We start from the raw sequence: 24,588 nt of genomic DNA, 5'->3' as shown, positions 1-24,588 counted from the left end.
TCCTCGGGTCACCACCCGGCGGGTCTGCCGGGTGTTGGTTACAAGTCTAGTAGGCGTGAGAGAGGGGGCGGGACGAACCCCGCCCCCTCTGACATGAGCACAGCTCACGGTGAGCGCGAGGCTCAGGAGACGCCCAGCTCCTTGGCGTTCTTCTTCAGGTCCTCGAGACCACCGCACATGAAGAAGGCCTGCTCGGGGAAGTGGTCGTACTCACCGTCGCAGATCGCGTTGAACGCGGCGATCGACTCGTCCAGCGGGACGTCCGAGCCGTCCACGCCGGTGAACTGCTTGGCGGCGTGGGTGTTCTGGGACAGGAAGCGCTCCACGCGACGGGCACGGTGGACGACGAGCTTGTCCTCCTCGCCGAGCTCGTCGATACCGAGGATCGCGATGATGTCCTGCAGGTCCTTGTACTTCTGCAGGATCGTCTTCACGCGCATGGCCGCGTTGTAGTGGTCCTCCGCGATGTAGCGGGGGTCCAGGATCCGGGACGTGGAGTCCAGCGGGTCCACGGCCGGGTAGATGCCCTTCTCCGAGATCGGACGGGAGAGCACCGTCGTCGCGTCGAGGTGGGCGAAGGTGGTGGCCGGCGCCGGGTCGGTCAGGTCGTCCGCGGGGACGTAGATCGCCTGCATCGAGGTGATCGAGTGACCGCGGGTCGAGGTGATGCGCTCCTGGAGCTGACCCATCTCGTCCGCCAGGTTCGGCTGGTAACCCACCGCGGACGGCATGCGGCCGAGCAGCGTGGAGACCTCGGAACCGGCCTGGGTGAAGCGGAAGATGTTGTCGATGAAGAACAGCACGTCCTGCTTCTGGACGTCGCGGAAGTACTCCGCCATCGTCAGACCGGCCAGGGCGACGCGCAGACGGGTGCCCGGGGGCTCGTCCATCTGGCCGAAGACCAGCGCGGTCTTGTCGAGGACGCCGGACTCCTCCATCTCCGCGATGAGGTCGTTGCCCTCACGGGTGCGCTCGCCGACGCCCGCGAAGACGGAGACGCCCTCGTGGAGGTTGGCGACACGCATGATCATTTCCTGGATCAGCACGGTCTTGCCGACACCGGCGCCACCGAACAGACCGATCTTGCCGCCCTTGACGTACGGGGTCAGCAGGTCGACGACCTTCAGGCCGGTCTCGAACATCTCGGTCTTCGACTCGAGCTGGTCGAACGCCGGGGCCTTGCGGTGGATGGACCAGCGCTCGCCGTCGTAGGGGGCGTCGACGTTCAGCACCTCGCCGAGGGTGTTGAACACCTTGCCCTTGGTGAAGTCGCCGACCGGGACGGAGATGCCCGTGCCCGTGTCGGTCACCGCGGCCTGGCGGACCAGGCCGTCGGTGGGCTGCATGGAGATCGCGCGGATCACGCCGTCGCCCAGGTGCTGGGCGACCTCCAGGGTCAGCGTCTTCTTCTCGCCCGCGTTCGCCGGGTCGGCGACCTCGACGTGCAGGGCGTTGTAGATCTCCGGCATCGCGTCGACGGGGAACTCCACGTCGACGACCGGGCCGATGACCCGGGCGACGCGGCCCGTAGCCGTCGCGGTCTCAACAGTGGTGGTCATTAGCGGTCACTCCCCGCGGTCGCGTCGGCCAGGGCGCTCGCGCCACCGACGATCTCGCTGATTTCCTGGGTGATTTCGGCCTGGCGGGCCTGGTTGGCAAGCCGGGTGAGCGTCTCGATCAGCTCACCGGCGTTGTCCGTGGCCGACTTCATCGCGCGCCGCGTGGCGGCGTGCTTCGAAGCGGCCGACTGGAGCAGCGCGTTGTAGATACGGCTCTCGACGTACCGCGGCAGCAGGGCGTCGAGGACGTCCTCCGCCGACGGCTCGAAGTCGAACAGCGGCAGGATCTCGCCCTGGGGCTTGTCCTGCGCCACCTCTTCGAGACGCAGCGGCAGCAGCCGGGCGCCGAGTGCGGTCTGCGTCATCATCGAGACGAACTCGGTGAAGACGATGTGGAGTTCGTCCACCCCGCCGTCCGCCGTGTCCTTCTCGATCGCCTCGATCAGCGGGGCCGCGACCTTCTTGGCGTCCGCGTACGTGGGCTCGTCGGTGAAGCCGCTCCAGGACTCCGCGATCTTGCGCTCACGGAACTTGTAGTGGGCGACACCGCGGCGGCCGACGATGTAGGTGTCGACCTCCTTGCCCTCGCGCTCGAGACGCTCGGTCAGCTGCTCCGCCGCCTTGATGGCGTTGGAGTTGAAGGCGCCGGCCAGACCGCGGTCGCTCGTCATGAGCAGGACCGCGGCACGCGTCGGGTTCTCCGCCTCCGTGGTGAGCGGGTGCTTGGTGTTCGAACCGGTGCCGACCGCCGTGACCGCTCGGGTGAGCTCGTTCGCGTACGGCGTGGAGGCCGCCACCTTGCGCTGCGCCTTGACGACGCGCGAGGCGGCGATCATCTCCATCGCCTTCGTGATCTTCTTGGTCGCGGAGACGGATCGGATACGACGCTTGTAGACCCGGAGCTGGGCTCCCATGAGTCAGGTCCCTTCCGTCGTCACTTGCCGGAGGTGGCAGGGGCGTCCTCGCCGAGCAGCTTGCCGTCCGAGGTCTCGAACTGCTTCTTGAACTCCGCGATCGCGTCGGCGACGGCCGTCAGGGTGTCGTCGGACATCTTGCCGCCCTCCTTGATGGAGGTCATGAGGCCCTGCTCCTTGCGGTGCAGGTACTCCAGCAGCTCCTTCTCGAAGCGGCGGATGTCGGCGACGGGGACCTCGTCCATCCGGCCGGTGGTGCCGGCCCAGACGGAGACGACCTGGTCCTCGGTGGCCATCGGCTCGTACTGCGCCTGCTTCAGCAGCTCGACCATGCGCTGACCGCGCTCCAGCGAGGCCTTCGACGCGGCGTCCAGGTCGGAACCGAAGGCGGCGAACGCCTCCAGCTCACGGAACTGGGCGAGGTCCACGCGGAGGCGGCCGGAGACCTGGCGCATCGCCTTGTGCTGGGCCGAGCCACCGACGCGGGAGACCGAGATACCGACGTTCAGGGCCGGGCGCTGGCCGGCGTTGAACAGGTCGGACTCCAGGAAGCACTGGCCGTCGGTGATGGAGATGACGTTGGTCGGGATGAACGCCGAGACGTCGTTGGCCTTGGTCTCGACGATCGGCAGACCGGTCATCGAGCCGGCACCCAGGTCGTCGGAGAGCTTCGCGCAGCGCTCCAGCAGACGGGAGTGCAGGTAGAAGACGTCACCCGGGTAGGCCTCACGGCCCGGCGGGCGGCGCAGCAGCAGCGACACGGCACGGTAGGCGTCGGCCTGCTTCGACAGGTCGTCGAAGATGATGAGGACGTGCTTGCCCTCGTACATCCACTGCTGGCCGATGGCCGAACCGGTGTACGGCGCCAGGTACTTGAAGCCGGCCGGGTCGGACGCCGGGGCGGCGACGATGGTCGTGTACTCCAGGGCGCCGTTCTCCTCCAGCGCGCGGCGCACGCCGGCGATGGTGGAGCCCTTCTGGCCGATGGCGACGTAGATGCAGCGGACCTGCTTCTTCGGGTCGCCCGAGCGCCAGTTGTCGCGCTGGTTGATGATCGTGTCGATGGCCAGGGCGGTCTTGCCGGTCTGGCGGTCACCGATGATCAGCTGACGCTGACCGCGGCCGATCGGGGTCATCGCGTCGACGGCCTTGTAGCCGGTCTCCATCGGCTCGTGCACCGACTTGCGCTGCATGACCGTGGGGGCCTGCAGTTCGAGGGCGCGGCGGCCGGACGTCTCGATCTCGCCGAGGCCGTCGATCGGGTTGCCGAGCGGGTCGACGACGCGGCCGAGGTAGCCCTCGCCGACGGCCACGGAGAGCACCTCACCGGTGCGGGTGACCGGCTGACCCTCCTCGATGCCGGCGAACTCGCCGAGCACGATGGCACCGATCTCGCGCTCCTCGAGGTTGAGGGCGAGGCCGAGGGTGCCGTCCTCGAACTTCAGCAGTTCGTTGGCCATGGCCGAGGGCAGGCCCTCGACCTTCGCGATGCCGTCGCCGGCAAGGGTGACCGTACCGACCTCCTCGCGCGAGGCCGCGTCCGGCTGGTACGACTGGACAAAGGTCTCCAGTGCGTCCCGGATCTCCTCCGGCCGGATCGTGAGCTCCGCCATCTGGGTTCCCTGCTCTCCTTGTTGGGCCCGAAGTTTCACTTTGGGGGGATGGGGACTCCCCCCTGAAAGAGGTGAATCCTCTGCACGGCCCAACCAGGGCCGTAAGTACGTCTTGCTTATGAAGTTGCTGCTAGCTCGCCAGTCGGCGGCCGGCGTCCTCGATGCGATCCGCGATGGAGCCGTTGATGACCTCGTCGCCGACCTGCACCCGGATCCCGCCGAGAACTTCGGGGTCCACGTCGATGTTCAGGTGCATGCGGCGCCCGTAGAGCTTCGCCAGGACGGCGCCCAGGCGCTGCTTCTGCGCGTCGCTCAGCGGCACCGCCGAGGTGACCACGGCCACCAGTCGGTCCCGGCGCTCGGCGGCCAGCTTGGACAGGGAGTCCAGTCCCGTCTCCAGGCTACGTCCCCGCGGCGCGCTCACAAGACGCACCACCAGACGCTCGGTCGTCGCGGCGGCCCGGCCGCCGAGCAGCCGGTGCAGCAGCTCGACCTTGGCCGGTACGGAGGCCTTGCGGTCGGTCAGCGCGGCGCGCAGCCCGGTGTTCGAGGTGAGGATCCGGCCGAAGCGGAACAGCTCGTCCTCGACGTCGTCGAGCGTGCCCGCCCGCTGGGCGGCGGTGAGGTCGGCGATGTTCGCCAGCTCCTCGAGCGCGTCCGCCAGGTCGCGGGACTGCGACCAGCGGGAGCGCACCATCCCGGACACCAGGTCGGCGGCGGGGCCGCTGACCTGGCTGCCGAACAGGCGCTGGGCCAGACCGGCCTTGGCCTCACCGAACTGCGCCGGGTCGGTCAGGACCCGACGCAAGCCGACCTCGCGGTCGAGCAGCGCGGTGACGGCGGCCAGCTCGTCGGCGAGCGAGCCGGCGTCCACGGACGTGGAGTCCGTCAGCGCGTCGAGACGCTCGCGTGCGGCTGCCAGGGCCTCGCGGCTCGCTCCGTTCATCGCGTGGCCTCGGCCTTCGTCGCCTTGTCGTCGAGCTCGTCAAGGAAACGGTCGATCACACGGCTCTGCCGGGCGTGGTCCTCGAGGGACTCGCCGACGAGCTTGCCGGCCAGTTCGGTGGCGAGCTTGCCGACGTCCTGGCGCAGCGCGGACGCGGCGGCCTTGCGGTCGGCCTCGATCTGGGCGTGACCGGCGGCGACGATCTCCTCGCGCTGCCGCTGGCCCTCGGCGCGCATCTCGGCGATGAGCGCGGCGCCCTGCTCCTGCGCCTCCTGGCGCAGACGCGCGGCCTCGTGCCGGGCCTCGGCGAGCTGAGCCTTGTACTGCTCAAGGACGCTCTGGGCCTCGGTCTGTGCGGCCTCGGCCTTCTCGATACCGCCCTCGATGGCCTCGCGACGCTCTTCCAGAACCTTGTTGATGTTCGGGAGGAGCTTCTTGGCGAGGAAGCCGAAGACGATGACGAAGGCGATGAGGCCGATGACGAGCTCGGGGATCGGCGGGACGAGGGGATTCTCCATCTCCTCGGCCGCCACAATGAGCAGCTGGCTCATTTCGGTGCCTTTCGTCTAGTCGGCTGGTGGTGGATCTGTCAGATCACTTGCCGTAGACAAAGGGCATGACCAGACCGATCAGGGCCAGCGCCTCACAGAAGGCGAAGCCCAGGATCTGGTTGGCGCGGATCAGGCCGGCAGCCTCGGGCTGACGGGCCAGGGCCTGCGTGCCGTTACCGAAGATGATGCCGACGCCGACGCCGGGGCCGATGGCGGCAAGGCCGTAACCGATGGAGCCGAGCGAACCGGAGACAGCAGCAAGGGTCTGGGACATGCCAGTTCTTCCTTTTCTTTACCGGACCGGTGGGGGTTGGCCACCGGACGAATAGGGGGTGGTGCGGGCGCTCAGTGGTGCTCGACGAGCGCGCCCTGGATGTAAGTGCAGGTCAGGAGCACGAAGACGTACGCCTGCAGGGCCTGGATGAAGAGCTCGAAGGCCGTCATCACGACGGTCATGATGAAGCTGACGCCGGCGTAGGCGATACCGACGCCGTTCAGCAGGTACCAGCTGGCGATCGTGAAGAGCAGCAGCAGCGTGTGACCCGCGAACATGTTCGCGAAGAGTCGGACGGCGTGCGTGAACGGGCGGACCAGCAGGTTCGAGAAGAACTCGATGACCATGGCGAGCGGGAGCACGGCGCCCAGGGACTTGTCGTAGCCGGTGACGTTCTTGAAGAAACCGACGAAGCCGTGGCGCTTGAAGGTCAGCGAGACCCACAGGACGTAGACGATCAGGGCCAGGACCGCGGGGTAGGCGATGATCGACGTGACCGGGAACTGGGCGACCGGAATGACCGACCAGAGGTTCATCATCCAGATGAAGAAGAACAGCGAGACGACGAGCGGAACGTACTTCTCACCCTCGCGCTTGCCGATCGTCTCGTAGACGACTCCGCGCCGGATGAAGTCGTAACCGGCTTCGGCGACCATCTGCAGCTTGCCCGGCACGACCTGCGGCTTGCGGAACGCGGCCCAGAAGAACCCGATGATGATGACCGAGCCGAGCAACGCCAGCAGCATCGTCTTGTTGAAGTACACGTTGCTGTTCGCGTCGCCCCAGATGGGCTCGAACAGGAACGAGTGCAGGCCGGGGGCCGGGAAGCCACAGCCGTCGAAGATGTGGCAGTCGGTCTCGAAAGCGAGCACCTGCGTCGGGTCAGCACTCACCGCGGGCTCCTTCAGCGTGGCGCATAGGTACGGCAACCTCGTTGTGTCGGCGCGGCGCAAGGCCGCGGTTCGGCACCGGACTGGTGTTACGGATGTGGTGGCGGCTGTGGGGCATCAAGCCTCGCGATCGATCAGGCGTCAGCTCGGATGCCCGCGCCCGCGATGCCGCAGTTGGCACCGGACGATAGCAGGATCCCTCGGACGTCTTTATCCCAGCCCTATCCCTCACGACGAATGCCCCGACTTCTCGGGCTCGACGTAGAGGATCTTCGACTTCATGTGGGCACGTGTCTGTGCGGCGATCCACGCGAGCGTGCCGACGAGCAGCGTGATCGCGAACGCTTTGGGGTGGAACAGCGTCGTGTTCTTGAACACGGCCATGAAGACGAACAGCAGCAGGATCTGGGCGGCGTACAGCATCAGCCCCATGGCCTGGAACAGGTGCGGAAGCGATTTGGCGGTGCGCTGCAGAGCGTAGAGCCCCAGCCCCATGAACAGGATCACGACCAGCGTCGCGACGACCGCCCCGATCGCCCCTTTGCCGCCGGCGACCACAGCGCTGACACCGACGGCGATCGCGCCGACGGCGGCTGTGGGCACAGCGGCCTGGAGCAGGTTCCGGGCGTCAGATGACGGCATGGCGGCAACTCCGCTTTTCACAGGGGGCAGGGGTGTCGTCATGGACGAGCGTAGTCCCGGGGTGAGAAGGAACCTCACTGCCAAGGGGCCGTCGCAGTGCGGTCCTTCGACTTTGTCCGGGGTTCTCGTGAACCGTATCACAAACTATTTGATGCGGTCTTTACCAAGCGGGTGTGCTTGCTGTCACACATGAGAGTGACCCTGCGCGTCTGTGCAGAAACAGCGCCGATCTGTCTGGTATTGGGCTGGTTCGTTCCCCCACGACTTGGCAATGCTCTAGTCAGATTCTTACCTTGCGGCCGTCAGCCCGACGTCCCGGCCTTACGTCGGTCCAGCGAGCGGGAACGGCGGCTCACGGCGGTCGCCCCGTTGACTCCGGAGGTCCCGGCGGCGACCGGAGGGCGCGGCTCCTCATCGGCCGCGGACGCGTGCGCCGGGGTGGACGCCGCCTCGGCGACCGCCCTGCGCCGGCGGTAGCGCGGCGGCACGAAGGCCTCCGCCCAGCGCGGCGCCCGCGGGGTGAAGCGCGGCAGCAGGAGCAGCACCAGCCCCAGCGCGCTGAGGATCACCACGCTCAGCACGATCCACATGGACGCCGAGTTGACGGAGTACGCCAGGGCGCCGAAGGCGATCAGGGCCGACCAGAAGTACATGATCAGCACCGCCCGGCTGTGCGAGTGGCCGATCTCCAGCAGCCGGTGGTGCAGGTGGCCGCGGTCGGCCGCGAACGGCGACTGGCCACGCCAGGTGCGCCGCACGATCGCCAGCACCAGGTCGGCGGTCGGCACCGCGATGATCGTCAGCGGCATGAGCAAGGGGATGTACACCGGCACCATCTGATGGACGGTGCTGCGCTCGGAGCCCCCGAACAGGTTGTCCGGGTCGACCTGCCCCGTGACGGAGATCGCGCCCGCGGCCAGTACGAGTCCGATCAGCATCGACCCCGAGTCGCCCATGAAGATGCGCGCGGGGTGCATGTTGTGCGGCAGAAAGCCCAGGCACATTCCCATGAGAATGGTGGCGAACAGCGTCGCGGGAGCGGCGGCCTCGATGCCGTACGAGTACCAGATGCGGTAGGTGTACATGAAGAACGCGGCCGCCGCGATGCACACCATTCCTGCGGCGAGACCGTCGAGGCCGTCCACGAAGTTGACCGCGTTGATGGTGATGACGACCAGAGCGACCGTCAAGAGGGTGCCCTGCCACTGCGTCAGGGCGACCGTACCGACACTCGGGATCGGCAGCCACAGAATGGTCAAACCTTGCATGACCATGACGCCGGCAGCGATCATCTGACCGCCCAGCTTGATCAGCGCGTCGATCTCGAACTTGTCGTCCAGCACGCCGATCAGCCAGATCAGCGCCGCGCCGGACAGCAGCGCCCGCGGTTCGTTGGACTTCTCGAAGACCTCGCTGAGGTTGGTCAGGTGGTCCGCGACGAGCAGGCCCGCGCACAGGCCGAAGAACATCGCGATACCGCCGAGCCGCGGGGTGGGTTCACGGTGCACGTCGCGTGCCCGGATCTCCGGCATCGCCCCGGCCACGATCGCGAACTTCCGTACCGGCCCTGTCAGCAGATACGTCACCGCGGCCGTGATGCAGAGCGTCAGCAGGTATTCACGCACGGGCTTCCCCACAGGTCTCGCTGGCCATCACAGCCCCACACCCTAGCGACGGACGCATACCAGTGGGGACTTCCGGGTATCGACGATGGTTGCACGTGCGGCTGTGTCCTCGGGTCGCGCCCCGGTCACACCTCATGTGCACGCCGGTGCGCGGACCCCTGTGCACGCCGGTGCGGCTGTCCCCGCTCAGCCGGAGTACGGCGGAAATCTACCGGCCAGCTCGCGCACCTCCTCACGCGCCTTCTGGCTCTCCACCTCGCCGCGCAGCACGCCGGCCAGCAGACCGGCGATGAACGCCATCTCCCCCTGGCCCATGCCCTGGGTGGTCACCGCTGCCGTGCCCAGCCTGAGGCCCCGGCCGTCCCCGTGCGGCAGCGCGCAGCAGTCCAGCACCATCCCGGCGGCGGCCAGCCGCCCGCGCGCGGTGCGTCCGTCCACGCCGAGCGGCGCCGGGTCGGCGGTGATCAGGTGGGTGTCCGTGCCGCCGGTGGTCACCACCAGCCCCTCGGCGGCGAGCTGGGCCGCCAGGACCCGGGCGTTGGCGACCACCTGATGGGCGTACGCGGCGAACGCCGGTGTCGCCGCCTCGCCGAAGGCGACCGCCTTGGCGGCGATGGTGTGCATCTGGGCGCCGCCCTGGGTGAAGGGGAAGACGGCCCGGTCGACCCGCTCGGCGAGGTCGGCCCCGCACAGGATCATCCCGCCGCGCGGACCGCGCAGCACCTTGTGCGTGGTGGCGCAGACGATGTCGGCGTACGGCACCGGGCTGGGCGCCGCCTTCCCGGCGACGAGCCCGATCGGGTGGGCGGCGTCGGCGATGAGGAACGCGCCGACCTCGTCGGCGACCTCGCGGAAGAAGGCGTGGTCGATGTGGCGCGGATAGGCGATCGACCCGCACACGATCGCCTTCGGCCGGCGGGTGCGGGCCAGGGTGCGCACCTGGTCGTGGTCGATCAGGCCGGTCTCCGCGTCCACGCCGTAGCCGACGAAGTCGAACCAGCGGCCGGAGAAGTTCGCGGGCGAGCCGTGCGTGAGGTGGCCGCCGTAGGGCAGGCCGAGGGCGAGGACGGTGTCCCCGGGGCGCAGCAGCGCCGCGTAGGCGGCCAGGACGGCCGACGAGCCGGAGTGCGGCTGCACGTTGGCGTGCTCGGCACCGAACAGTTCCTTGGCCCGCTCCACGGCGAGGCGCTCGGCGACGTCGACGATCTCGCAGCCGCCGTGGTGGCGGGCGCCGGGGTAGCCCTCGGCGTACTTGTTGGCCAGCGGCGAGCCGAGCGCGGCCAGCACGGCGGGCGAGGTGAAGTTCTCGGCGGCGATCAGCTGGAGCGTCGTGGACTGCCGGTCGAGCTCGCCGAACAGGATGTCGGCCAGTTCCGGGTCCTGCCGCCGCAGGACATCGGCCTCGCGCGTGGGGGTGACCGGCATGGTGGGCTCCGGGGGCGTCGACGGTGACGTAGGACCAATGTAGGCCCGGCACCGCCGGTGCGCCCGGCCGCGACGTCCTCCCGGGTGGCCGACCAGCCCCTTGACACCCACCCGGCCCTCCCGTCCCCCACCCGGCCCTCTCACGCCCGCGCCCGCGCCGATGACCGCGCACATGCCAGCGACACGCGCCCGCGCCCGCGCCCGGTAGAGGCACACGGCACACCGCGCCTCCAGCCGGCCTGTGCAGCCGGTCCTGTCCATCCAGCCCCGGCAGGCCTCCGGCGCCTCCAACCTCTGCGGCGGACTCCGGCCGTCCACACACTCGCGTCGCGGACCTCGGCCACCGGGGCCGCCGGGCCGTAGGTCGGAAGGCCGCCAGGCCGCAGGCCGGAAGGCCGCAGGCCGCAGGCCGCAGGCCGGAAGGCCGCAGGCCGGAAGGCCGGAAGGCCGGAAGGCCGGAAGGCCGGAAGGCCGGAAGGCCGGAAGGCCGGAAGGCCGGAAGGCCGGAAGGCCGGAAGGCCGGAAGGCCGGAAGGCCGGAAGGCCGGAAGGCCACCAGGCCGGAAGGCCGGAAGGCCACCAGGCCGGAAGGCCGGAAGGCCACCAGGCCGGAAGGCCGGAAGGCCGGAAGGCCACCAGGCCGGAAGGCCGGAAGGCCACCAGGCCGGAAGGCCGGAAGGCCGGAAGGCCACCAGGCCGGAAGGCCGGAAGGCCGGAAGGCCACCAGGCCGGAAGGCCGAAGGCCGCCAGGCCACCAGGCCGGTTCCTGGGGGGCTCGGGCACCGGGTGGGGCCGGGGTGTCGGGGTTCGGGGGGTGGGGGCGGGGCCGCGCGGCGTGCGTGGCGGTGTGGGTCACATGCGGGCCGGGACTCCCGTGAGGGCCGTCACCACCGGGTCCAGTGCCTGGTGTATCTCGTCGCCGACGGAGCGGAAGAAGGGCAGCGGGGCGCCGTAGGGGTCGTAGACCTCGTCCGCCTCGGCCGTCGGGGCCAGGAGCCACCCGCGCAGCGCGGCGGCCGCGCGGACCAGGGCACGCGCGCGCGCCACCACGCCGTCCTCCAGCGGGGGCAGGGTGGCCGGGTCTATCGCCTTCACCAGGCGGGTGAACTCCTTCAGCGTGAAGGTGCGCAGGCCCGCCGAGTGGCCCATGGAGATGACCTGGGCACGGTGGTCGCGGGTAGCGGTCAGCACCAGATCGGCCATGATCACGTGCTCGTCGAGGAGTTCCCGGCCGACGAAGCCGGAGGGGTCCGCGCCGAAGTCGGCGAGGACCTGCTCCGCGTTGGCCTCCATGGGCGCGCCCTCGTGGCCCCAGGTGCCGGCGCTCTCCACGATCAGCGCGCGGCCCAGGATGCCGAGCCGCTGGCTGACGTAATGCCGGGTCAGCCGCTCGGTGATGGGTGAGCGGCACACGTTGCCGGTGCTGACGTGGAGGATCCGGAAGCTGTCGCGCGGAAGCCCCACGAACGTCGTCGTGATCTCCGCCGGGCTTTCCCCGTTGCCTATGCCACGCCCCGCGTCGGGGGACGTCAATTCGCCACCTCGAGGTCGGGTACGACCTTCCGCAGCTCGTCGGCCGACAGGGCGCCCTCGCGCAGCAGCACCGGCACCCGGCCGCTGACGTCGACGATGGAGGACGGGACGTTGCCCGGGGTGGGGCCGCCGTCCAGGTACACGGAGACCGAGTCGCCGAGCATCTCCTGGGCCGCGTCGCAGTTCTCCGGCGCCGGGTGGCCGGTCAGGTTCGCCGAGGACACCGCCATGGGGCCGACCTCGGTGAGCAGTTCGATGGCGACCGGGTGCAGCGGCATGCGCACGGCGACGGTGCCCCGGGTGTCGCCGAGGTCCCACTGCAGGGACGGCTGGTGCTTGGCGACGAGCGTGAGGGCGCCCGGCCAGAAGGCGTCGACCAGTTCCCAGGCCAGCTCGGAGAAGTCGGTGACGAGACCGTGGAGGGTGTTCGGGGAGCCGATCAGCACGGGCGTGGGCATGTTGCGGCCCCGGCCCTTGGCCGCCAGCAGGTCCGCCACCGCCTCCGAGGAGAACGCGTCGGCGCCGATGCCGTACACCGTGTCCGTGGGCAGTACCACGAGCTCGCCACGGCGGACGGCGGACGCGGCCTCACGCAGACCGGTCGTGCGGTCGGTCGCGTCGTTGGTGTCGTATCGCCGTGCCATATCTAGCGGGCCTCCTCGTACACGAAGTACACGTACTGCGGGATCGAAGTGTCGGGGGTGCTCACGGCAGCGCCTTACGCGCGGTGGCGAACCGCGGGCGGTTGTTGAGGTCGGGGTGGTCGGCCGCGTCGGCCCAGCCGCGTTCCTCGGTGAAGATCCACGGCACCTGGCCGCCCTGGGTGTCCGCGTGCTCCACGACGACGACGCCGCCGGGGCGCAGCAGCCGGTGCGCGGTGCGCTCCAGGCCGCGGATCAGGTCCAGGCCGTCCTCCCCGGAGAACAGGGCGAGTTCCGGGTCGTAGTCGCGCGCCTCGGGAGCGACGTACTCCCATTCGGTCAGCGGGATGTAGGGCGGGTTGGAGATGACCAGGTCGACCTGGCCGTCGAGGTCGTGGAAGGCGGTCAGCGCGTCGCCCTGGCGCAGGTCGACGCGGGAGCCCTCCATGTTCTTGCGGGTCCACCGCAGGGCGTCCTCCGACAGCTCCACGGCGTGCACGCGCGAGCGCGGCACCTCCTGGGCGAGGGCGAGCGCGATGGCGCCGGAGCCCGTGCACAGGTCGACGATGCAGGGCTCCACGACGTCCATCGCGCGGACGGCGTCTATCGCCCAGCCGACCACCGACTCCGTCTCCGGCCGCGGCACGAACACGCCTGGGCCGACGTGGAGTTCGAGGTAGCGGAAGTAGGCCCGCCCGGTGATGTGCTGCAGCGGCTCGCGCTGTTCGCGCCGGGCGATGACCTCCCAGTAGCGGGCGTCGAAGTCCGAGTCCTTGACGGAGTGCAGCTCGCCCCGCTTCACGCCGTGCACGAACGCGGCGAGCTCCTCCGCGTCGTTGCGCGGCGAGGGCACGCCGGCGTCGGCCAGCCGCTGGGTGGCCTGTGCCACCTCCGCGAGCAGCAGGTTCACGCAAGTCCTCCGTGTCGTACTCGTCCGTGCGTCTCGTGCGTCTCGTGCGTCTAGTGCGTCCTGTGCGCCTGCGTCGGTGCGCCTGTCGCGTCCGGCGCCCGTGCGTGCGTGGGGCTAGGCGGCCGCGAGCTTCGCCGCCGAGTCCGCGTCGACGCAGGCCTGGATCACCGCGTCGAGGTCGCCGTCCAGGACCTGGTCCAGGTTGTACGCCTTGAAGCCGACGCGGTGGTCCGAGATGCGGTTCTCCGGGAAGTTGTAGGTGCGGATCTTCTCGGAGCGGTCGACGGTGCGGACCTGGCTGCGGCGGGCGTCGGCGGCCTCCTTCTCCGCTTCCTCCTGCGCCGCTGCGAGCAGCCTGGAGCGCAGGATACGCATCGCCTGCTCCTTGTTCTGCAGCTGGCTCTTCTCGTTCTGGCAGGAGGCGACGACTCCGGTGGGGATGTGCGTGATGCGCACGGCGGAGTCGGTGGTGTTGACGGACTGGCCGCCCGGGCCGGAGGAGCGGTAGACGTCGATGCGGAGGTCGTTGGGGTTGATCTCCACGTCCACCTCCTCGGCCTCCGGGGTGACCAGGACACCGGCCGCGGAGGTGTGGATACGGCCCTGGGACTCGGTCGCCGGGACGCGCTGCACGCGGTGCACCCCGCCCTCGTACTTCAGGCGGGCCCACACGCCCTGGCCGGGCTCGCTCTGGCCGCGGGTCTTCACGGCGACCTGGACGTCCTTGTAGCCGCCCAGCTCGGACTCGGTGGCGTCGATGATCTCGGTCTTCCAGCCGACCCGCTCGGCGTAGCGCAGGTACATGCGCAGCAGGTCGCCGGCGAACAGGGCGGACTCGTCGCCGCCCGCGCCCGCCTTGATCTCGAGGATGACGTCCTTGTCGTCGCTGGGGTCGCGCGGGACGAGCAGCAGACGCAGCTTCTCGGTCAGCTCCTCGCGCTGCTTCTCCAGCTCCTTGACCTCGGCCGCGAAGTCGGGGTCGTCCGCGGCGAACTCGCGCGCGGTCTCCATGTCGTCGCCGGTCTGCTTCCAGGAGCGGTACGCGGCGACGATCGGGGTGAGCTCGGCGTAGCGCTTGTTCAGCTTGCGCGCGTTGGCCTGGTCGGCGTGGACCGACGGGTCGGCGAGCTTCTTCTCCAGGTCGGCGTGCTCACCGATGAGTTCCTCGACGGCCTCGAACATCTTGGGCTCCTGATACTGCTCGGAAGGGGAAGGCGGGCGACCAAAAACGCCGGTCCAGGCCGCCCCTGGGCAGGGGCACGGCCGTGGACCGGCGGAATGGGGCTCGCTACTTCTTGGAGCCGGCGGCAGCCTTGCCGAAGCGGGCCTCGAAGCGGGCCACACGGCCACCGGTGTCGAGGATCTTCTGCTTGCCCGTGTAGAACGGGTGGCACTCGGAGCAGACCTCGGCCCGGATGGTGCCGGACTCGATGGTGCTGCGGGTGGTGAACGACGCGCCGCAGGTGCAGCTGACCTGCGTCTCGACGTATGTGGGGTGGATGTCGCGCTTCAAGGTGTCTCCTAGGTTTCGGGAGGGCGCCGGGTCGCCGCCGCGGGATGCGACAGGCGTGAACCGGAGCCGACGTACCAGTCTGCCAGGACTGGCGCCATCCCCCAAAACCGGGGGGTGGGCCGTTCTATTCCGCGTGCGATTCGCGGCCGATGCGCGGCCGGGGTGCGTGCGATTCGCGGCCGATGCGCGGCCGGGATGCGTGCGGTTCCCGGCCGGGGTGCGTCCGGTTCGCGGCCGGGTGGTGGTCGTTCCGCCCGGGGGCGCCGTCAGCTGACGACACCGCCGGCCTCGCCGGTGGCCGTGCCCGTGGTGGCGCTCGCCGGGATCGTCCCGTCGTTCTTCAGGGCGTCCCAGACCTGCTGGGCCTTGGCCTGCTCGACGATCACGCGGTTGGGGTTCGCGGCGTCGTAGCGCACCGGCAGCATGACCATGTGCATGTTCCGCGAGGTGATGCCCTTCATGCCGCTCGCGAAGGACATCAGCCTGTCGACCGATCCGAGGTCGGAGTCCGCGGTGAGCGCGCTGGTGGCGGTGTCGGCGAGGTCGTACAGCTTCTTCGGGCTGGTGAAGACGCCGAGGTCCCCGACCCGGTCGACGAGCGCCTTGACGAAGGCCTGCTGGAGCTGGATGCGGCCGAGGTCGGAGCCGTCGCCGACGCCGTGCCGGGTGCGGACCAGCCCGAGGGCCTGCACGCCGTCGAGGGTGTGGGTGCCGGCCTTCAGCCTGAGGTGGCTGTCGGAGTCCGCTATGTCCTTGGTGGTGGTGACCCGGACGCCGCCGAGTTCATCGATCAGCTTCTCGAAGCCGGCGAAGTCCACCTCCAGGTAGTGGTCCATCCGGATGCCGGTGAGGGACTCCACGGTCTTGACCGCGCAGGCGGCGCCCCCGGTGGAGTACGCGGAGTTGAACATCACACCGGAGGCGGCGCCGTGCGTGACGCCCTCGGTGTCGGTGCATTCGGGGCGGTCGATGAGGGTGTCGCGCGGGATGGAGACCACGTCGGCCTTCCGGTGGCCCTTGCGGACGTGCACGACCATCGCGGTGTCGGAGCGGGCGCTGCCGTCGTCCGAGCCGCCGCCGAGCTTCCGGTTCCGGCCGGAGCGGGTGTCCGAGCCGAGGACGAGGATGTTCTCCGAGCCGTTGTCGGCCTTCGGGGGCCGGGCGGTGCCCAGGGCCCGGTCGATGTCGACGCTCTTGATGTTGCCATTGAGTCTGAAGTACACGTAGCCGGCTCCGGTGCCGCCGAGCACGGCGATGCCCACAGCGGTCCAGGCCACCAGGATCAGTGCTCTGCGGTGCTCGCTGCGTGGCTTGCGGCCCCCGGCGCGGCCCCCGGCGCGGCGGCCGGCGCGGCGGTGTGGGCCGTTCGTGGCATTCTTGTCCGTTATGCCGGACTCCGGCGTCCTCTCGGCGGTCAATGTTCTCCTCGCGTCTCCTCCGGTCGGTTACCCCTTGCTGCCTGGGACAGGCCTGGTCGAAACAACACGTACCGCACCATCGTCACCCCAATGAGACAGACGGGGAAACCCGGGAAGAGGTTGCGCCACGCACTGTGCCCGGCCTCGGGGAGGCCGGGCACAGTGCGTGATGCCGTCAACGGGAGTCGGCACTCCCGGCACTCAACGGGCCGACATGCCGAACCGCAGCCCGGCAGCCGGGAGGCCGCCCGTGCCCGGTGCGTAGGTGGTGACCGGCTGTACGGTGCCTCCGGTCACGTTCGCCCACGGCATCGCGTACAGACAGCCGTAGGCGCCCGGTCCGTAGGGCATGCCGATGTAGAGGTTGGCCCGCGTGCCGTGCAGGCTGGTGCCCGTGCTCTGCCCGGCGGTCGGGGTTCCCGGCATTCCGGAGTTGTTGCCGGCCTCGATCCACCGGTCGGTGACACCCGGCGCGCTGTACAGGCCGAAGACCTGTACGGCCCCCGCGTCGGTGACCGTGCCGATGTCCTCGCCCGGCACGCCGACGGCCATCACCAGGGTGGCGTCGGTGACGGTCGACCCCGGGTCCCGGTTGACGACGGTGACCTGGGCGCCCAGGCGGTCACCGGCCTCGGGTGCTCCGGAGACGTCGTCGGGAGCCTGGTCGTAGCCACTGTTGACCTCCGAGATCGGGGGAGAAATGATCCTGTTCACCCTGACCACGACGGCACGTCCGGCGTCGGCCTTGGCCGCTCCTCCGTACGTGAGGTCCTCGCCCGGAACTCCGATGGCGATGTACGTGGCCCGCATGGGCCACGGGAAGCCGCTCCTGTACATGGCCTGGGCGGCCGAGACCGACGCGCCGAACTGGTCCCCGGCCTCGTTCTCACCGCTCACGTACGGGCTGGCCTGGTCGACGGATCCCACATGGGCCGGGACACCGCTGCTGTTCAGCGCGTGCGTCATCACATCGACCTGCCCCGATATCACCTCGGATCCACTCACGTCCGCGATGCCCTCGCCCGGAATGCCGACCACGACGTACTCGGGGCTCCCGGCCACCGAGGAACCGAACTTGTCGCCCGCCTCCAGAGTGCCCGCCACTCCCGAACTGCCCTGGACCAGCGTCCGGTTGACGCTGCCGCGCAGATAGAAGACGGCACCGGTGTCCGTCTTGCCGTCGATGTCCTCACCGGGGACTCCGATGACCAGGTACGGCTCCTGGTCGAGCGTGAGGCCGGCCGCGACGGCGGCGCCCATGCGGTCCCCGGATTCCGAGGACGCGGCGAGGACGGCTTCCGCGCCCGTGCCCTGTTCGAAGTGGAGTGCCGCCTTGCCGGTACCGAGGCCGCCGGAGGCCCCGTAGAGCACGTCCACGGTGCCGGCGTCCGTGGCGGTGCCGACGTCCTCGCGGGAGGTGCCCACGACCAGGTCGGTGCAGCCGTCACCGTTGTGGTCGACGGCGGCGAGGGAGTCACCGAAGTAGTCGTTCGCCTCGGCGTCGCCGGGCACCGAGGCGAGGTCCTGGTTCAGCTCGGACGTGCCCTTGCCACCGCCGTAGACGACCCGCACGAGGCCGGCCTTGGCGTCACCGCCGACCGTCGCCTCGGGGTCGGCGACGGCGATGTCCTCCTTCTTGTCGCAGTTGAAGTCGTTGCCGACGGCGAGCGGCTGAACGACCGCGCCGAGCGCCTGGGCGACGTCGATGCGAGGCGTGTCGGCGCCCGTGTAGGTGATGGTCTTCCCGCTGGTCTTGAGCCGCGACTCCAGGCTCGCGATGCTCTCGTCGGGGAACGCCTGCCGCAGGATCGCGAGGGCACCGGCCACGTGCGGCGCGGCCATGGAGGTGCCGTTCTTGGAGGCGTACCCGTCGCCCGGAACCGAGGAGATGATGCCGGTACCGGGGGCGAGGAGGTCCAGCAGCGGGCCCCGGTTGGTGAACGCGGCCAGCTGGTCGTCGTCGGTGGTGGCACCGACCGTGATCGCGGACGCCACGCAGCCGGGGGCGCTCACCGCGTCGCTGTACCCGTTGTTGCCGGCCGCGACCACGGTGGCGACGCCGGCGGCGAGCAGGTTGTCGATGGCCGGCTTGCGCGCGTCGTTGTCGCAGGCGGTGGCGTACCGGCCGGCGCCCAGGCTCAGGTTCGCGGCCACCACCGGTGTCCCGGACTGCCGCAGTTGCAGCACCTTCTCCAGCGCGGACAGCTGGGCACTGGTGAAGCTGAGCACGCACGGTGCGGCGCCGGGGCCGCAGACGTCCTCGGAGTCGAACTTGCTGAACACCTGGAGGGCGATGATGTTCGCGCCGGGGGCGACACCGCGCTTGGGGGCCCCGGTGATGCCTTCGCCGTTGCCGGCGACGATGCCTGCCACGTGGGTCCCGTGGTCGCACTCGGCGATGGTCGCGCAGGGGCCGGTACCGGAGTCGGCCGTGCCCGTCCCCTCCTGATGGGCGGTCCCGTCGGGGCACAGGCTGGTGGCGGTGAGGTCGGGGTCGATCGGCGAGAAGCACGCCTCGGAGATGACCCGGTCCTTGAGGAACGGGTGGTGGGTCGCGACCCCGGTGTCCAGGACGGCCACCACGCTGCCCGCTCCGGTCATGCCCTGGGCGGAGGCCTGGTCGGCGCCGATGATCGGGACGCTCTCGTCCAGCGACGGCGGCACCGGTACGTCCTCGGTGACGCTGACCACGCCGGGCTGGGCGGCCAGCTGGTCCAGCCCGCTCCGGCCGACCTTGAGGGTGACGACCGGCATGGTCTCGAACGACTGCACCGTCTCACCGGCCGATGCGGCGGCGGACAGGTCCGTGCGGTTCGCGGTGACGACGTTGACGCGGACGGTGCCGCCGGCGGAAGTCGCGTCGTACAGCGGCGGATCGACCGGATCGCCGGTCGTCGCCGCCGCGATCGCGCTGTGCGGTACCGCGGCCTGGGCCGGAACGGCGCCGAGAGTCACGGCCATCACCGCGGTGACGACCGTGGTCCATAGAGGTCTTTTCACAGAAGCTCCGGTGGGAAGCGGGCATGGCTGAGCCCGCTGATGCGTGTGGCGGGGAAAGGAGCCGAGCGCGAGGAGGCCGGACGGCGAAAGGTTCCGCCGCCCGGCCAGGCCGCTCGTGGGCGTGATCCGTCAGAAGGCGGTGCCGCGGATCAGGTGGCGTTGGCGCCGTTCTTCGGGTTGCCGTACTTCTGGACGGCCTTGAGGTACGTGTACGCGATGCTGCGGCACAGGCTCTTGAACCGGTAGGCCGAGCAGGTGTAGTCGCGCAGCGTGGTGTGGAAGGCGTAGTCCACGTTCGGCTTCTTGCTGCGGTCGAGGTAGTACTTGTAGCCCTTGTAGGTGTTGCCGATCAGGCCGTACCCGTAGTCGTGCATGTCGCAGGCGGACTTGAAGTTGTAGCCGGACGGCTTGTCCGGAGCGTTCGTGCAGTGGTCGTGGTTGATGCCGACCACGTAGTAGCCGCTGGGCAGCTGCTTCCAGTACGGAGCGTGCCAGCCGTAGTGCGCGACCCACGCGGCGCAGCCGCTCTTCGTGTACCACAGCCAGGACGTGGCGGTGTTGCAGTGGCGGGGGTACGCCTGCGGGTCGGAGATCTCACCGGTGGTGAAGTCGGTGGCGGGCGGGCCGGAGGCGTTCGGGTCGTTGATTCCGGCCGCGCCCTGGAACTCGGACTGCGAGGCCGGGCGCGCCAGGCCCGTCTCCTCGACGTTCGGGGCGGCCGACTCCGCCGGGAAGGTGAGGTCCCAGGCGCCGTTGACCGCGGAGCTGATCGCGGAGACGCGGCCGGTCGTGTCGTAGGAGTACGACGCCACCGGCTCCGTGCCCTCGACGGGGTTGGTCATGGTCCGCAGCAGACCCGAGGCGTCGTAGGCGTACCGGGCGACCGTCTGCGTGGTGGAGCCGGTGGTGACGGTGATCTCCTTGGCACGCCCCTGGTAGTCACCGAACGATGTCCCGGAGGCCGTCGTGTTCGACGCGTAGGTGACCGTCAGCGACTGCTGCGGGGTCTCCCCTGCGGCCGGCTCGGTGATCGTGGACACGCGCCCCTGGCTGTCGTAGCCGACCGTGGAGGTGCCGTTGGACGTGCTGCCCACGACGGTGACCCGCCACTTGTCGATGCCGGGGGCCGCCTGCTTCCACGTGTAGGTGGGCTTGAGGTCGACGGCCGGCACCGGGTTGCCGTTGGCGTCGGTGAACGTGTCGTCCCCGGCCTCCGTCGCGGACAGGTCCGCGCCGAGGCTCTCGACGATGGTGGTGACCATGGCTCCGGCCGAGGTGTCCCACTTCGTGGTCTCGGTGATCTTGGAGCCGTCGGTGGTCTCGTACTTGTTGACGCCGCCACCGCTCGGATAGGCGATGCTGCTGGTCAGGCCGTAGTGGAACGATTCGTCAACGCCGAGGTCGGTGACCACGATGTCGCTGCCCTGCTGTTCCAGCTTGCGGTTGAGCGTGCCGCCGAGGAATTCCGCTTCCCAGCCGGGGCCGAAGGCACCCATGTCGGCGCGGGACGCCGGTGCCGATTCCGGCTGCGCGACCGTGCCCGCCTGGGCGACGACGCTGTGCCTGCGGCCGACGGCGCCGACGGACACGTCGCCCTCGGCGATCTCGAAGGACTGGCTCTCGGACAGGTACAGGCCGGGGCCTATCTGCTGGATCTCGCCCGTGGCCAGTGGCGGATCGACGGTGGCTGCGGCCGCGGGCTGCAGCGGAGCGAATAAGGACAGAGAGAGTACGGTGATGACGGGCACGACTGCCTTGCGCACAAAGCCCCCTCGTATAGATCAACTCGCTTGATCGCCAGCAGACCATAAAGAGCTGATCAGTACGCCCACAAGATCGCCCAAAGGGAATCACAAGATCCACTTATTTGCGTGGGTGAAGGACCGCCGATGCCCTCGGGTGCGCGGGACAGGCCCTGAGTACGCGTACTCATGTGCACCGGCCGGCCCGCCCGGAGACTGTTTCCATGCCACGAATTCCCGCCCGTCACCGCGGAGTTGACCGCTCTCCGCGCCGCCCGGGGCTCACCTTCGCGATGGCCGCCCTCGCCGCGCTGGCGCTCGCCGCCTGCGGCACCGAGGAGACGTCCGCCGGCGGTGCCCGGAAGACGCCCGCCGACACCGTCGACACCGCTTCGGCCGGCAAGCCGCCCACCCCGGACCAGCAGGTTGCCTTCATGGACATGCTCAACGAGGTCGGGCAGCCGTGCACACCGGACCCCCCGTCCGAACCGGAACCCACCGACGAGGACGAGAAGCCGCCGACCGCCCCGGTGGAGCCGCTGCCCGTCGACGAGTCCCCGCCCGGCGACACCGAGCCGACCTCGGACGCCTCCACGACGCCGCCGGAGGTGAAGCTGAACGCGATCGAGAAGTGCGAGGGCCGCCTCCATTCCGAGCGCATCACCAAGGCGCTCGACGACCTGGCGGACCCGACACCCGCCCAGGTCAGGAGGGTTCTGAACGATCTCGGCTACATCAACGAGCGGATCCACGGCCTCCGACGGTCCGGCGCGACCACGCGGTTCTTCGTCGACCTGCGGGTGATGGGAGGCTCACTGTGCCTGGACGGCTCGGTGACCGGCACGAAGTCCGTCGTCACGGCGTACGCGGCTTCCGCGACCGGCCCCTTCACCCCAGCAAAGCGTAAGTGAAGACCCCGGTTCCATGTGACCGGGATCACCAATAGCCGGGGAACCTGTGCCGTCTCAATCGCATCGCCGGGTTGGCGCATAATCGCCTGGCCGCCCAGAAACACCGGACACGCAGCGCGAAGGGCCGCCCCCAGTCATGGGAGCGGCCCTTGCCACGGCATACGGCGCTGTGTCAGTCGTTGCCCGGCGTCGGCGTGGTCTTCTGGATCTGCATCAGGAACTCGATGTTCGACTTGGTCTGCTTCATCTTGTCGAGGAGCAGTTCGATCGCCTGCTGCTGGTCGAGCGCGTGCAGCACCCGGCGCAGCTTCCAGACGACGGCGAGCTCCTCGTTGCCGAGCAGGATCTCCTCCTTGCGGGTGCCGGAGGCGTCGACGTCGACGGCCGGGAAGATGCGCTTGTCGGCGAGCTTCCGGTCGAGCTTGAGCTCCATGTTGCCGGTGCCCTTGAACTCCTCGAAGATCACCTCGTCCATGCGGGACCCGGTGTCCACCAGGGCGGTGGCGAGGATGGTCAGCGAACCGCCGTCCTCGATGTTGCGGGCCGCACCGAAGAAGCGCTTCGGCGGGTACAGCGCGGTGGAGTCGACACCACCGGACAGGATGCGGCCGGAGGCGGGCGCCGCGAGGTTGTACGCACGGCCCAGACGGGTGATCGAGTCGAGCAGTACGACCACGTCGTGACCCAGCTCCACCAGGCGCTTGGCACGCTCGATGGCGAGCTCGGCGACCGTGGTGTGGTCCTCGGCCGGGCGGTCGAAGGTCGAGGAGATGACCTCGCCCTTGACCGACCGCTGCATGTCGGTGACCTCTTCCGGACGCTCGTCGACGAGGACGACCATCAGGTGGCACTCGGGGTTGTTGTGCGTGATCGCGTTGGCGACCGCCTGCATGATCATGGTCTTGCCGGTCTTCGGCGGGGCCACGATCAGACCGCGCTGGCCCTTGCCGATCGGCGACACGAGGTCGATGATCCGGGTGGTCAGCACGCCCGGGTCGGTCTCCAGGCGGAGCCGGTCCTGCGGGTAGAGCGGGGTCAGCTTGTTGAACTCCGGGCGGCCGCGACCGTGTTCGGGCGCCATGCCGTTGACGGAGTCGAGGCGGACCAGCGCGTTGAACTTCTCGCGCCGCTCGCCTTCCTTGGGCTGGCGGACCGCGCCGGTGACGTGGTCGCCCTTGCGCAGGCCGTTCTTGCGGACCTGGGCGAGGGAGACGTACACGTCGTTCGGGCCGGGCAGGTAGCCGGAGGTGCGGATGAAGGCGTAGTTGTCGAGGATGTCCAGGATGCCCGCGACCGGGATCAGGACGTCGTCCTCGGCGAGCTGCGGCTCGGCGATCTCGTCACGGCCGCGACGGCCCCGGCGGTCGCGGTAGCGGCCGCGACGCCCGCGACGCCCGCCCTCGAAGTCGTCGTCGTCCTGCGGGCCCGCGCCGCCGCGGTCCTGGCGTCCGCCGCCCGGCTGCTGGCCCTGCTGCTGGCGCTGCCCGCCCTGCTGGTCGTCACTCTTACGGCGGTCACCGCGCTCGCCGCGGTCACCACGCTCGCCGCGGTCACGGTCCCGGCCGCGGTCACGGCGGTCGCGGCGGCGGCCCTCTGCGCCGTCAGCGGCGTCGCCCTTGGCCTCGCCCTGCTGCTGCGCCTGGGCCGGGGTCTCGGCCTTCGGCTCGCTCTTGGCCTCCGCGGCGACGGTCTCGGCGCCCGTCGGGGCGCCGGCCTCGGCGGTGGCGCGGCGACGACGGCGCTCGGCGGGGGCCTCGGCGCCGGCCGGCTGGCCGGGGATCTCGATCTGCTGCTGGGCCAGGGCCTTCTCGGCGGGGGCCTCGGCGGCCTTCTCCGCCTTGGCCGGGGCTGCGGCTTCCTCACCCGTACGGGTCCGGGAGGTGGCGCGGCGCTTGGGCTTGGTCTCGGTGGCGGCCTCGGTCTTCGCCGGGGCGGCAGCACCTCCCCCGGCCTGCGCTTCCTTGATGACCTCGATCAGCTGGCTCTTGCGCATGCGCGCGGTGCCCCTGATTCCGAGGCCAGAGGCGACCTGCTGCAGCTCGGCCAGCACCATGCCCTCGAGGCCGGTACCGCGGCGCCGCCGGGAGCCGGCACCGCTGGCAGGCGCGGAGGCGTCCGTGGCGGGCGCGGCAGCGGTCTCCTCGACACGTGCGCCCATCAGATCGGTGGTGTCGCTCACGAAGGGTCCTTCCCTGGAGCGGACGTCGGCCTGTCTGGCTCGGCGACCGGTTGTGCTGTCCGGCAGTGGTCCTTGCTGTGTGGACCGTGCCGGGGCGGTGGTCCGCCAAAGCGGCGGAGGAAATATCTGGTGATGGCGCTTCCCAAAGCCGTGGCACCGAGTGTCCGTGTCACGTGGCTTGGTCGCACCTGCTCCGGAGCGTGCCCGGCAAGTCGCTCAGTGCCCGCGTACGAGGTACTGCCCATGTACGTCGTACGGAACGCAGTGCGGCTTGGGAGGCTCCCGGAAGAATGTCTGTCCCGG

Annotated in this window: 20 protein-coding genes; 1 reads left to right on the top strand and 19 read right to left on the bottom strand. The window is 69.9% G+C overall.

What is annotated here, in order from left to right:
* Positions 1 to 122: 122 nt before the first annotated feature.
* The 18 genes from atpD to VKA29_RS15700 all read right to left on the bottom strand — a co-directional run bounded on the left by atpD (position 123) and on the right by VKA29_RS15700 (position 21,216).
* Positions 123 to 1,559 carry a F0F1 ATP synthase subunit beta gene (gene atpD, locus VKA29_RS15785; RefSeq protein ID WP_324786212.1) on the bottom strand — a complete coding sequence of 479 codons (1,437 nt, stop codon included), beginning with the start codon at positions 1,557 to 1,559 and terminating at the stop codon, positions 123 to 125.
* Positions 1,559 to 2,473 (bottom strand): F0F1 ATP synthase subunit gamma, encoded by a 915-nt coding sequence (locus tag VKA29_RS15780; RefSeq protein WP_324786211.1) that lies wholly within the window; start codon positions 2,471 to 2,473, stop codon positions 1,559 to 1,561. The genes atpD and VKA29_RS15780 overlap by 1 nt, the downstream gene beginning before the upstream one ends.
* Positions 2,474 to 2,493: 20 nt before the next feature.
* Positions 2,494 to 4,086 carry a F0F1 ATP synthase subunit alpha gene (atpA, locus tag VKA29_RS15775; protein WP_324786210.1) on the bottom strand — a complete coding sequence of 531 codons (1,593 nt, stop codon included), beginning with the start codon at positions 4,084 to 4,086 and terminating at the stop codon, positions 2,494 to 2,496.
* A 130-nt stretch (positions 4,087 to 4,216) separates the two neighbouring features.
* On the bottom strand, positions 4,217 to 5,032 hold the full coding sequence (locus tag VKA29_RS15770; RefSeq protein WP_324786209.1) for a F0F1 ATP synthase subunit delta: 816 nt from the start codon (positions 5,030 to 5,032) through the stop codon (positions 4,217 to 4,219).
* Positions 5,029 to 5,583, bottom strand: a complete 555-nt coding sequence (locus tag VKA29_RS15765) for a F0F1 ATP synthase subunit B (RefSeq protein WP_324786208.1) — start codon at positions 5,581 to 5,583, stop codon at positions 5,029 to 5,031. The genes VKA29_RS15770 and VKA29_RS15765 overlap by 4 nt, the downstream gene beginning before the upstream one ends.
* Before the next feature lie 43 nt (positions 5,584 to 5,626).
* Positions 5,627 to 5,857: an ATP synthase F0 subunit C gene (atpE, locus tag VKA29_RS15760; RefSeq protein ID WP_024884520.1), complete on the bottom strand. Its 231-nt coding sequence runs from the start codon at positions 5,855 to 5,857 to the stop codon at positions 5,627 to 5,629.
* 71 nt (positions 5,858 to 5,928) lie between these two features.
* Complete coding sequence (gene atpB / locus VKA29_RS15755; protein ID WP_324786207.1) at positions 5,929 to 6,750, bottom strand: F0F1 ATP synthase subunit A; 822 nt, start codon at positions 6,748 to 6,750, stop codon at positions 5,929 to 5,931.
* A 225-nt stretch (positions 6,751 to 6,975) separates the two neighbouring features.
* Positions 6,976 to 7,389 carry a hypothetical protein gene (locus VKA29_RS15750; RefSeq protein WP_324786278.1) on the bottom strand — a complete coding sequence of 138 codons (414 nt, stop codon included), beginning with the start codon at positions 7,387 to 7,389 and terminating at the stop codon, positions 6,976 to 6,978.
* Positions 7,390 to 7,691: 302 nt separating this feature from the next.
* A complete protein-coding gene (locus VKA29_RS15745) occupies positions 7,692 to 9,014 on the bottom strand; it encodes an MraY family glycosyltransferase (protein WP_324786206.1) in 1,323 nt (440 codons plus the stop codon).
* 186 nt (positions 9,015 to 9,200) lie between these two features.
* Positions 9,201 to 10,439, bottom strand: coding sequence for a serine hydroxymethyltransferase (gene glyA, locus VKA29_RS15740; protein WP_324786205.1), 1,239 nt, complete (start codon positions 10,437 to 10,439; stop codon positions 9,201 to 9,203).
* Between the two features lie 851 nt (positions 10,440 to 11,290).
* Positions 11,291 to 11,971 carry a protein-tyrosine-phosphatase gene (locus VKA29_RS15735; RefSeq protein ID WP_324786204.1) on the bottom strand — a complete coding sequence of 227 codons (681 nt, stop codon included), beginning with the start codon at positions 11,969 to 11,971 and terminating at the stop codon, positions 11,291 to 11,293.
* On the bottom strand, positions 11,968 to 12,615 hold the full coding sequence (locus VKA29_RS15730) for an L-threonylcarbamoyladenylate synthase (protein ID WP_324786202.1): 648 nt from the start codon (positions 12,613 to 12,615) through the stop codon (positions 11,968 to 11,970). Before VKA29_RS15730 ends, VKA29_RS15735 begins: the two co-directional genes overlap by 4 nt.
* 61 nt (positions 12,616 to 12,676) lie before the next feature.
* A complete protein-coding gene (gene prmC / locus VKA29_RS15725) occupies positions 12,677 to 13,522 on the bottom strand; it encodes a peptide chain release factor N(5)-glutamine methyltransferase (protein WP_324786201.1) in 846 nt (281 codons plus the stop codon).
* 114 nt (positions 13,523 to 13,636) lie between these two features.
* On the bottom strand, positions 13,637 to 14,704 hold the full coding sequence (gene prfA / locus VKA29_RS15720) for a peptide chain release factor 1 (RefSeq protein WP_324786200.1): 1,068 nt from the start codon (positions 14,702 to 14,704) through the stop codon (positions 13,637 to 13,639).
* A 106-nt stretch (positions 14,705 to 14,810) separates the two neighbouring features.
* Complete coding sequence (gene rpmE, locus VKA29_RS15715) at positions 14,811 to 15,035, bottom strand: 50S ribosomal protein L31 (RefSeq protein WP_324786199.1); 225 nt, start codon at positions 15,033 to 15,035, stop codon at positions 14,811 to 14,813.
* Positions 15,036 to 15,301: 266 nt separating this feature from the next.
* The gene (locus VKA29_RS15710) at positions 15,302 to 16,453 is read right to left on the bottom strand and encodes an LCP family protein (RefSeq protein ID WP_324786198.1); all 1,152 of its coding nucleotides are present in this window, start codon (positions 16,451 to 16,453) and stop codon (positions 15,302 to 15,304) included.
* Positions 16,454 to 16,654: 201 nt separating this feature from the next.
* On the bottom strand, positions 16,655 to 19,453 hold the full coding sequence (locus VKA29_RS15705) for a S8 family peptidase (RefSeq protein ID WP_324786196.1): 2,799 nt from the start codon (positions 19,451 to 19,453) through the stop codon (positions 16,655 to 16,657).
* Between the two features lie 149 nt (positions 19,454 to 19,602).
* Positions 19,603 to 21,216: a phospholipase A2 gene (locus tag VKA29_RS15700; protein ID WP_324786195.1), complete on the bottom strand. Its 1,614-nt coding sequence runs from the start codon at positions 21,214 to 21,216 to the stop codon at positions 19,603 to 19,605.
* 203 nt (positions 21,217 to 21,419) lie between these two features.
* On the opposite strand from VKA29_RS15700, the gene VKA29_RS15695 reads away from it, so the two are divergent.
* Positions 21,420 to 22,106: a hypothetical protein gene (locus tag VKA29_RS15695; protein ID WP_324786194.1), complete on the top strand. Its 687-nt coding sequence runs from the start codon at positions 21,420 to 21,422 to the stop codon at positions 22,104 to 22,106.
* Positions 22,107 to 22,278: 172 nt separating this feature from the next.
* Here VKA29_RS15695 and rho read toward each other — a convergent pair whose 3' ends face one another.
* Positions 22,279 to 24,285, bottom strand: coding sequence for a transcription termination factor Rho (gene rho / locus VKA29_RS15690; protein ID WP_324786193.1), 2,007 nt, complete (start codon positions 24,283 to 24,285; stop codon positions 22,279 to 22,281).
* Positions 24,286 to 24,588 lie beyond the last annotated feature (303 nt).

The sequence above is a fragment of the Streptomyces sp. H51 genome (genome assembly GCF_035656535.1).
Taxonomy (GTDB): domain Bacteria; phylum Actinomycetota; class Actinomycetes; order Streptomycetales; family Streptomycetaceae; genus Streptomyces.
Note: the sequence above shows the minus strand (reverse complement) of the source record. Positions and strands in the feature narration are given on the sequence as shown.

Bases quoted from the DNA above. Each gene is read 5' to 3' on its own strand.
- atpD (WP_324786212.1), bottom strand. From the start codon at position 1,559: ATGACCACCACTGTTGAGACCGCGACGGCTACGGGCCGCGTCGCCCGG.
- VKA29_RS15780 (WP_324786211.1), bottom strand. From the start codon at position 2,473: ATGGGAGCCCAGCTCCGGGTCTACAAGCGTCGTATCCGATCCGTCTCC.
- atpA (WP_324786210.1), bottom strand. From the start codon at position 4,086: ATGGCGGAGCTCACGATCCGGCCGGAGGAGATCCGGGACGCACTGGAG.
- VKA29_RS15770 (WP_324786209.1), bottom strand. From the start codon at position 5,032: ATGAACGGAGCGAGCCGCGAGGCCCTGGCAGCCGCACGCGAGCGTCTC.
- VKA29_RS15765 (WP_324786208.1), bottom strand. From the start codon at position 5,583: ATGAGCCAGCTGCTCATTGTGGCGGCCGAGGAGATGGAGAATCCCCTC.
- atpE (WP_024884520.1), bottom strand. From the start codon at position 5,857: ATGTCCCAGACCCTTGCTGCTGTCTCCGGTTCGCTCGGCTCCATCGGT.
- VKA29_RS15750 (WP_324786278.1), bottom strand. From the start codon at position 7,389: ATGCCGTCATCTGACGCCCGGAACCTGCTCCAGGCCGCTGTGCCCACA.
- glyA (WP_324786205.1), bottom strand. From the start codon at position 10,439: ATGCCGGTCACCCCCACGCGCGAGGCCGATGTCCTGCGGCGGCAGGAC.
- VKA29_RS15730 (WP_324786202.1), bottom strand. From the start codon at position 12,615: ATGGCACGGCGATACGACACCAACGACGCGACCGACCGCACGACCGGT.
- prfA (WP_324786200.1), bottom strand. From the start codon at position 14,704: ATGTTCGAGGCCGTCGAGGAACTCATCGGTGAGCACGCCGACCTGGAG.
- VKA29_RS15695 (WP_324786194.1), top strand. From the start codon at position 21,420: ATGCCACGAATTCCCGCCCGTCACCGCGGAGTTGACCGCTCTCCGCGC.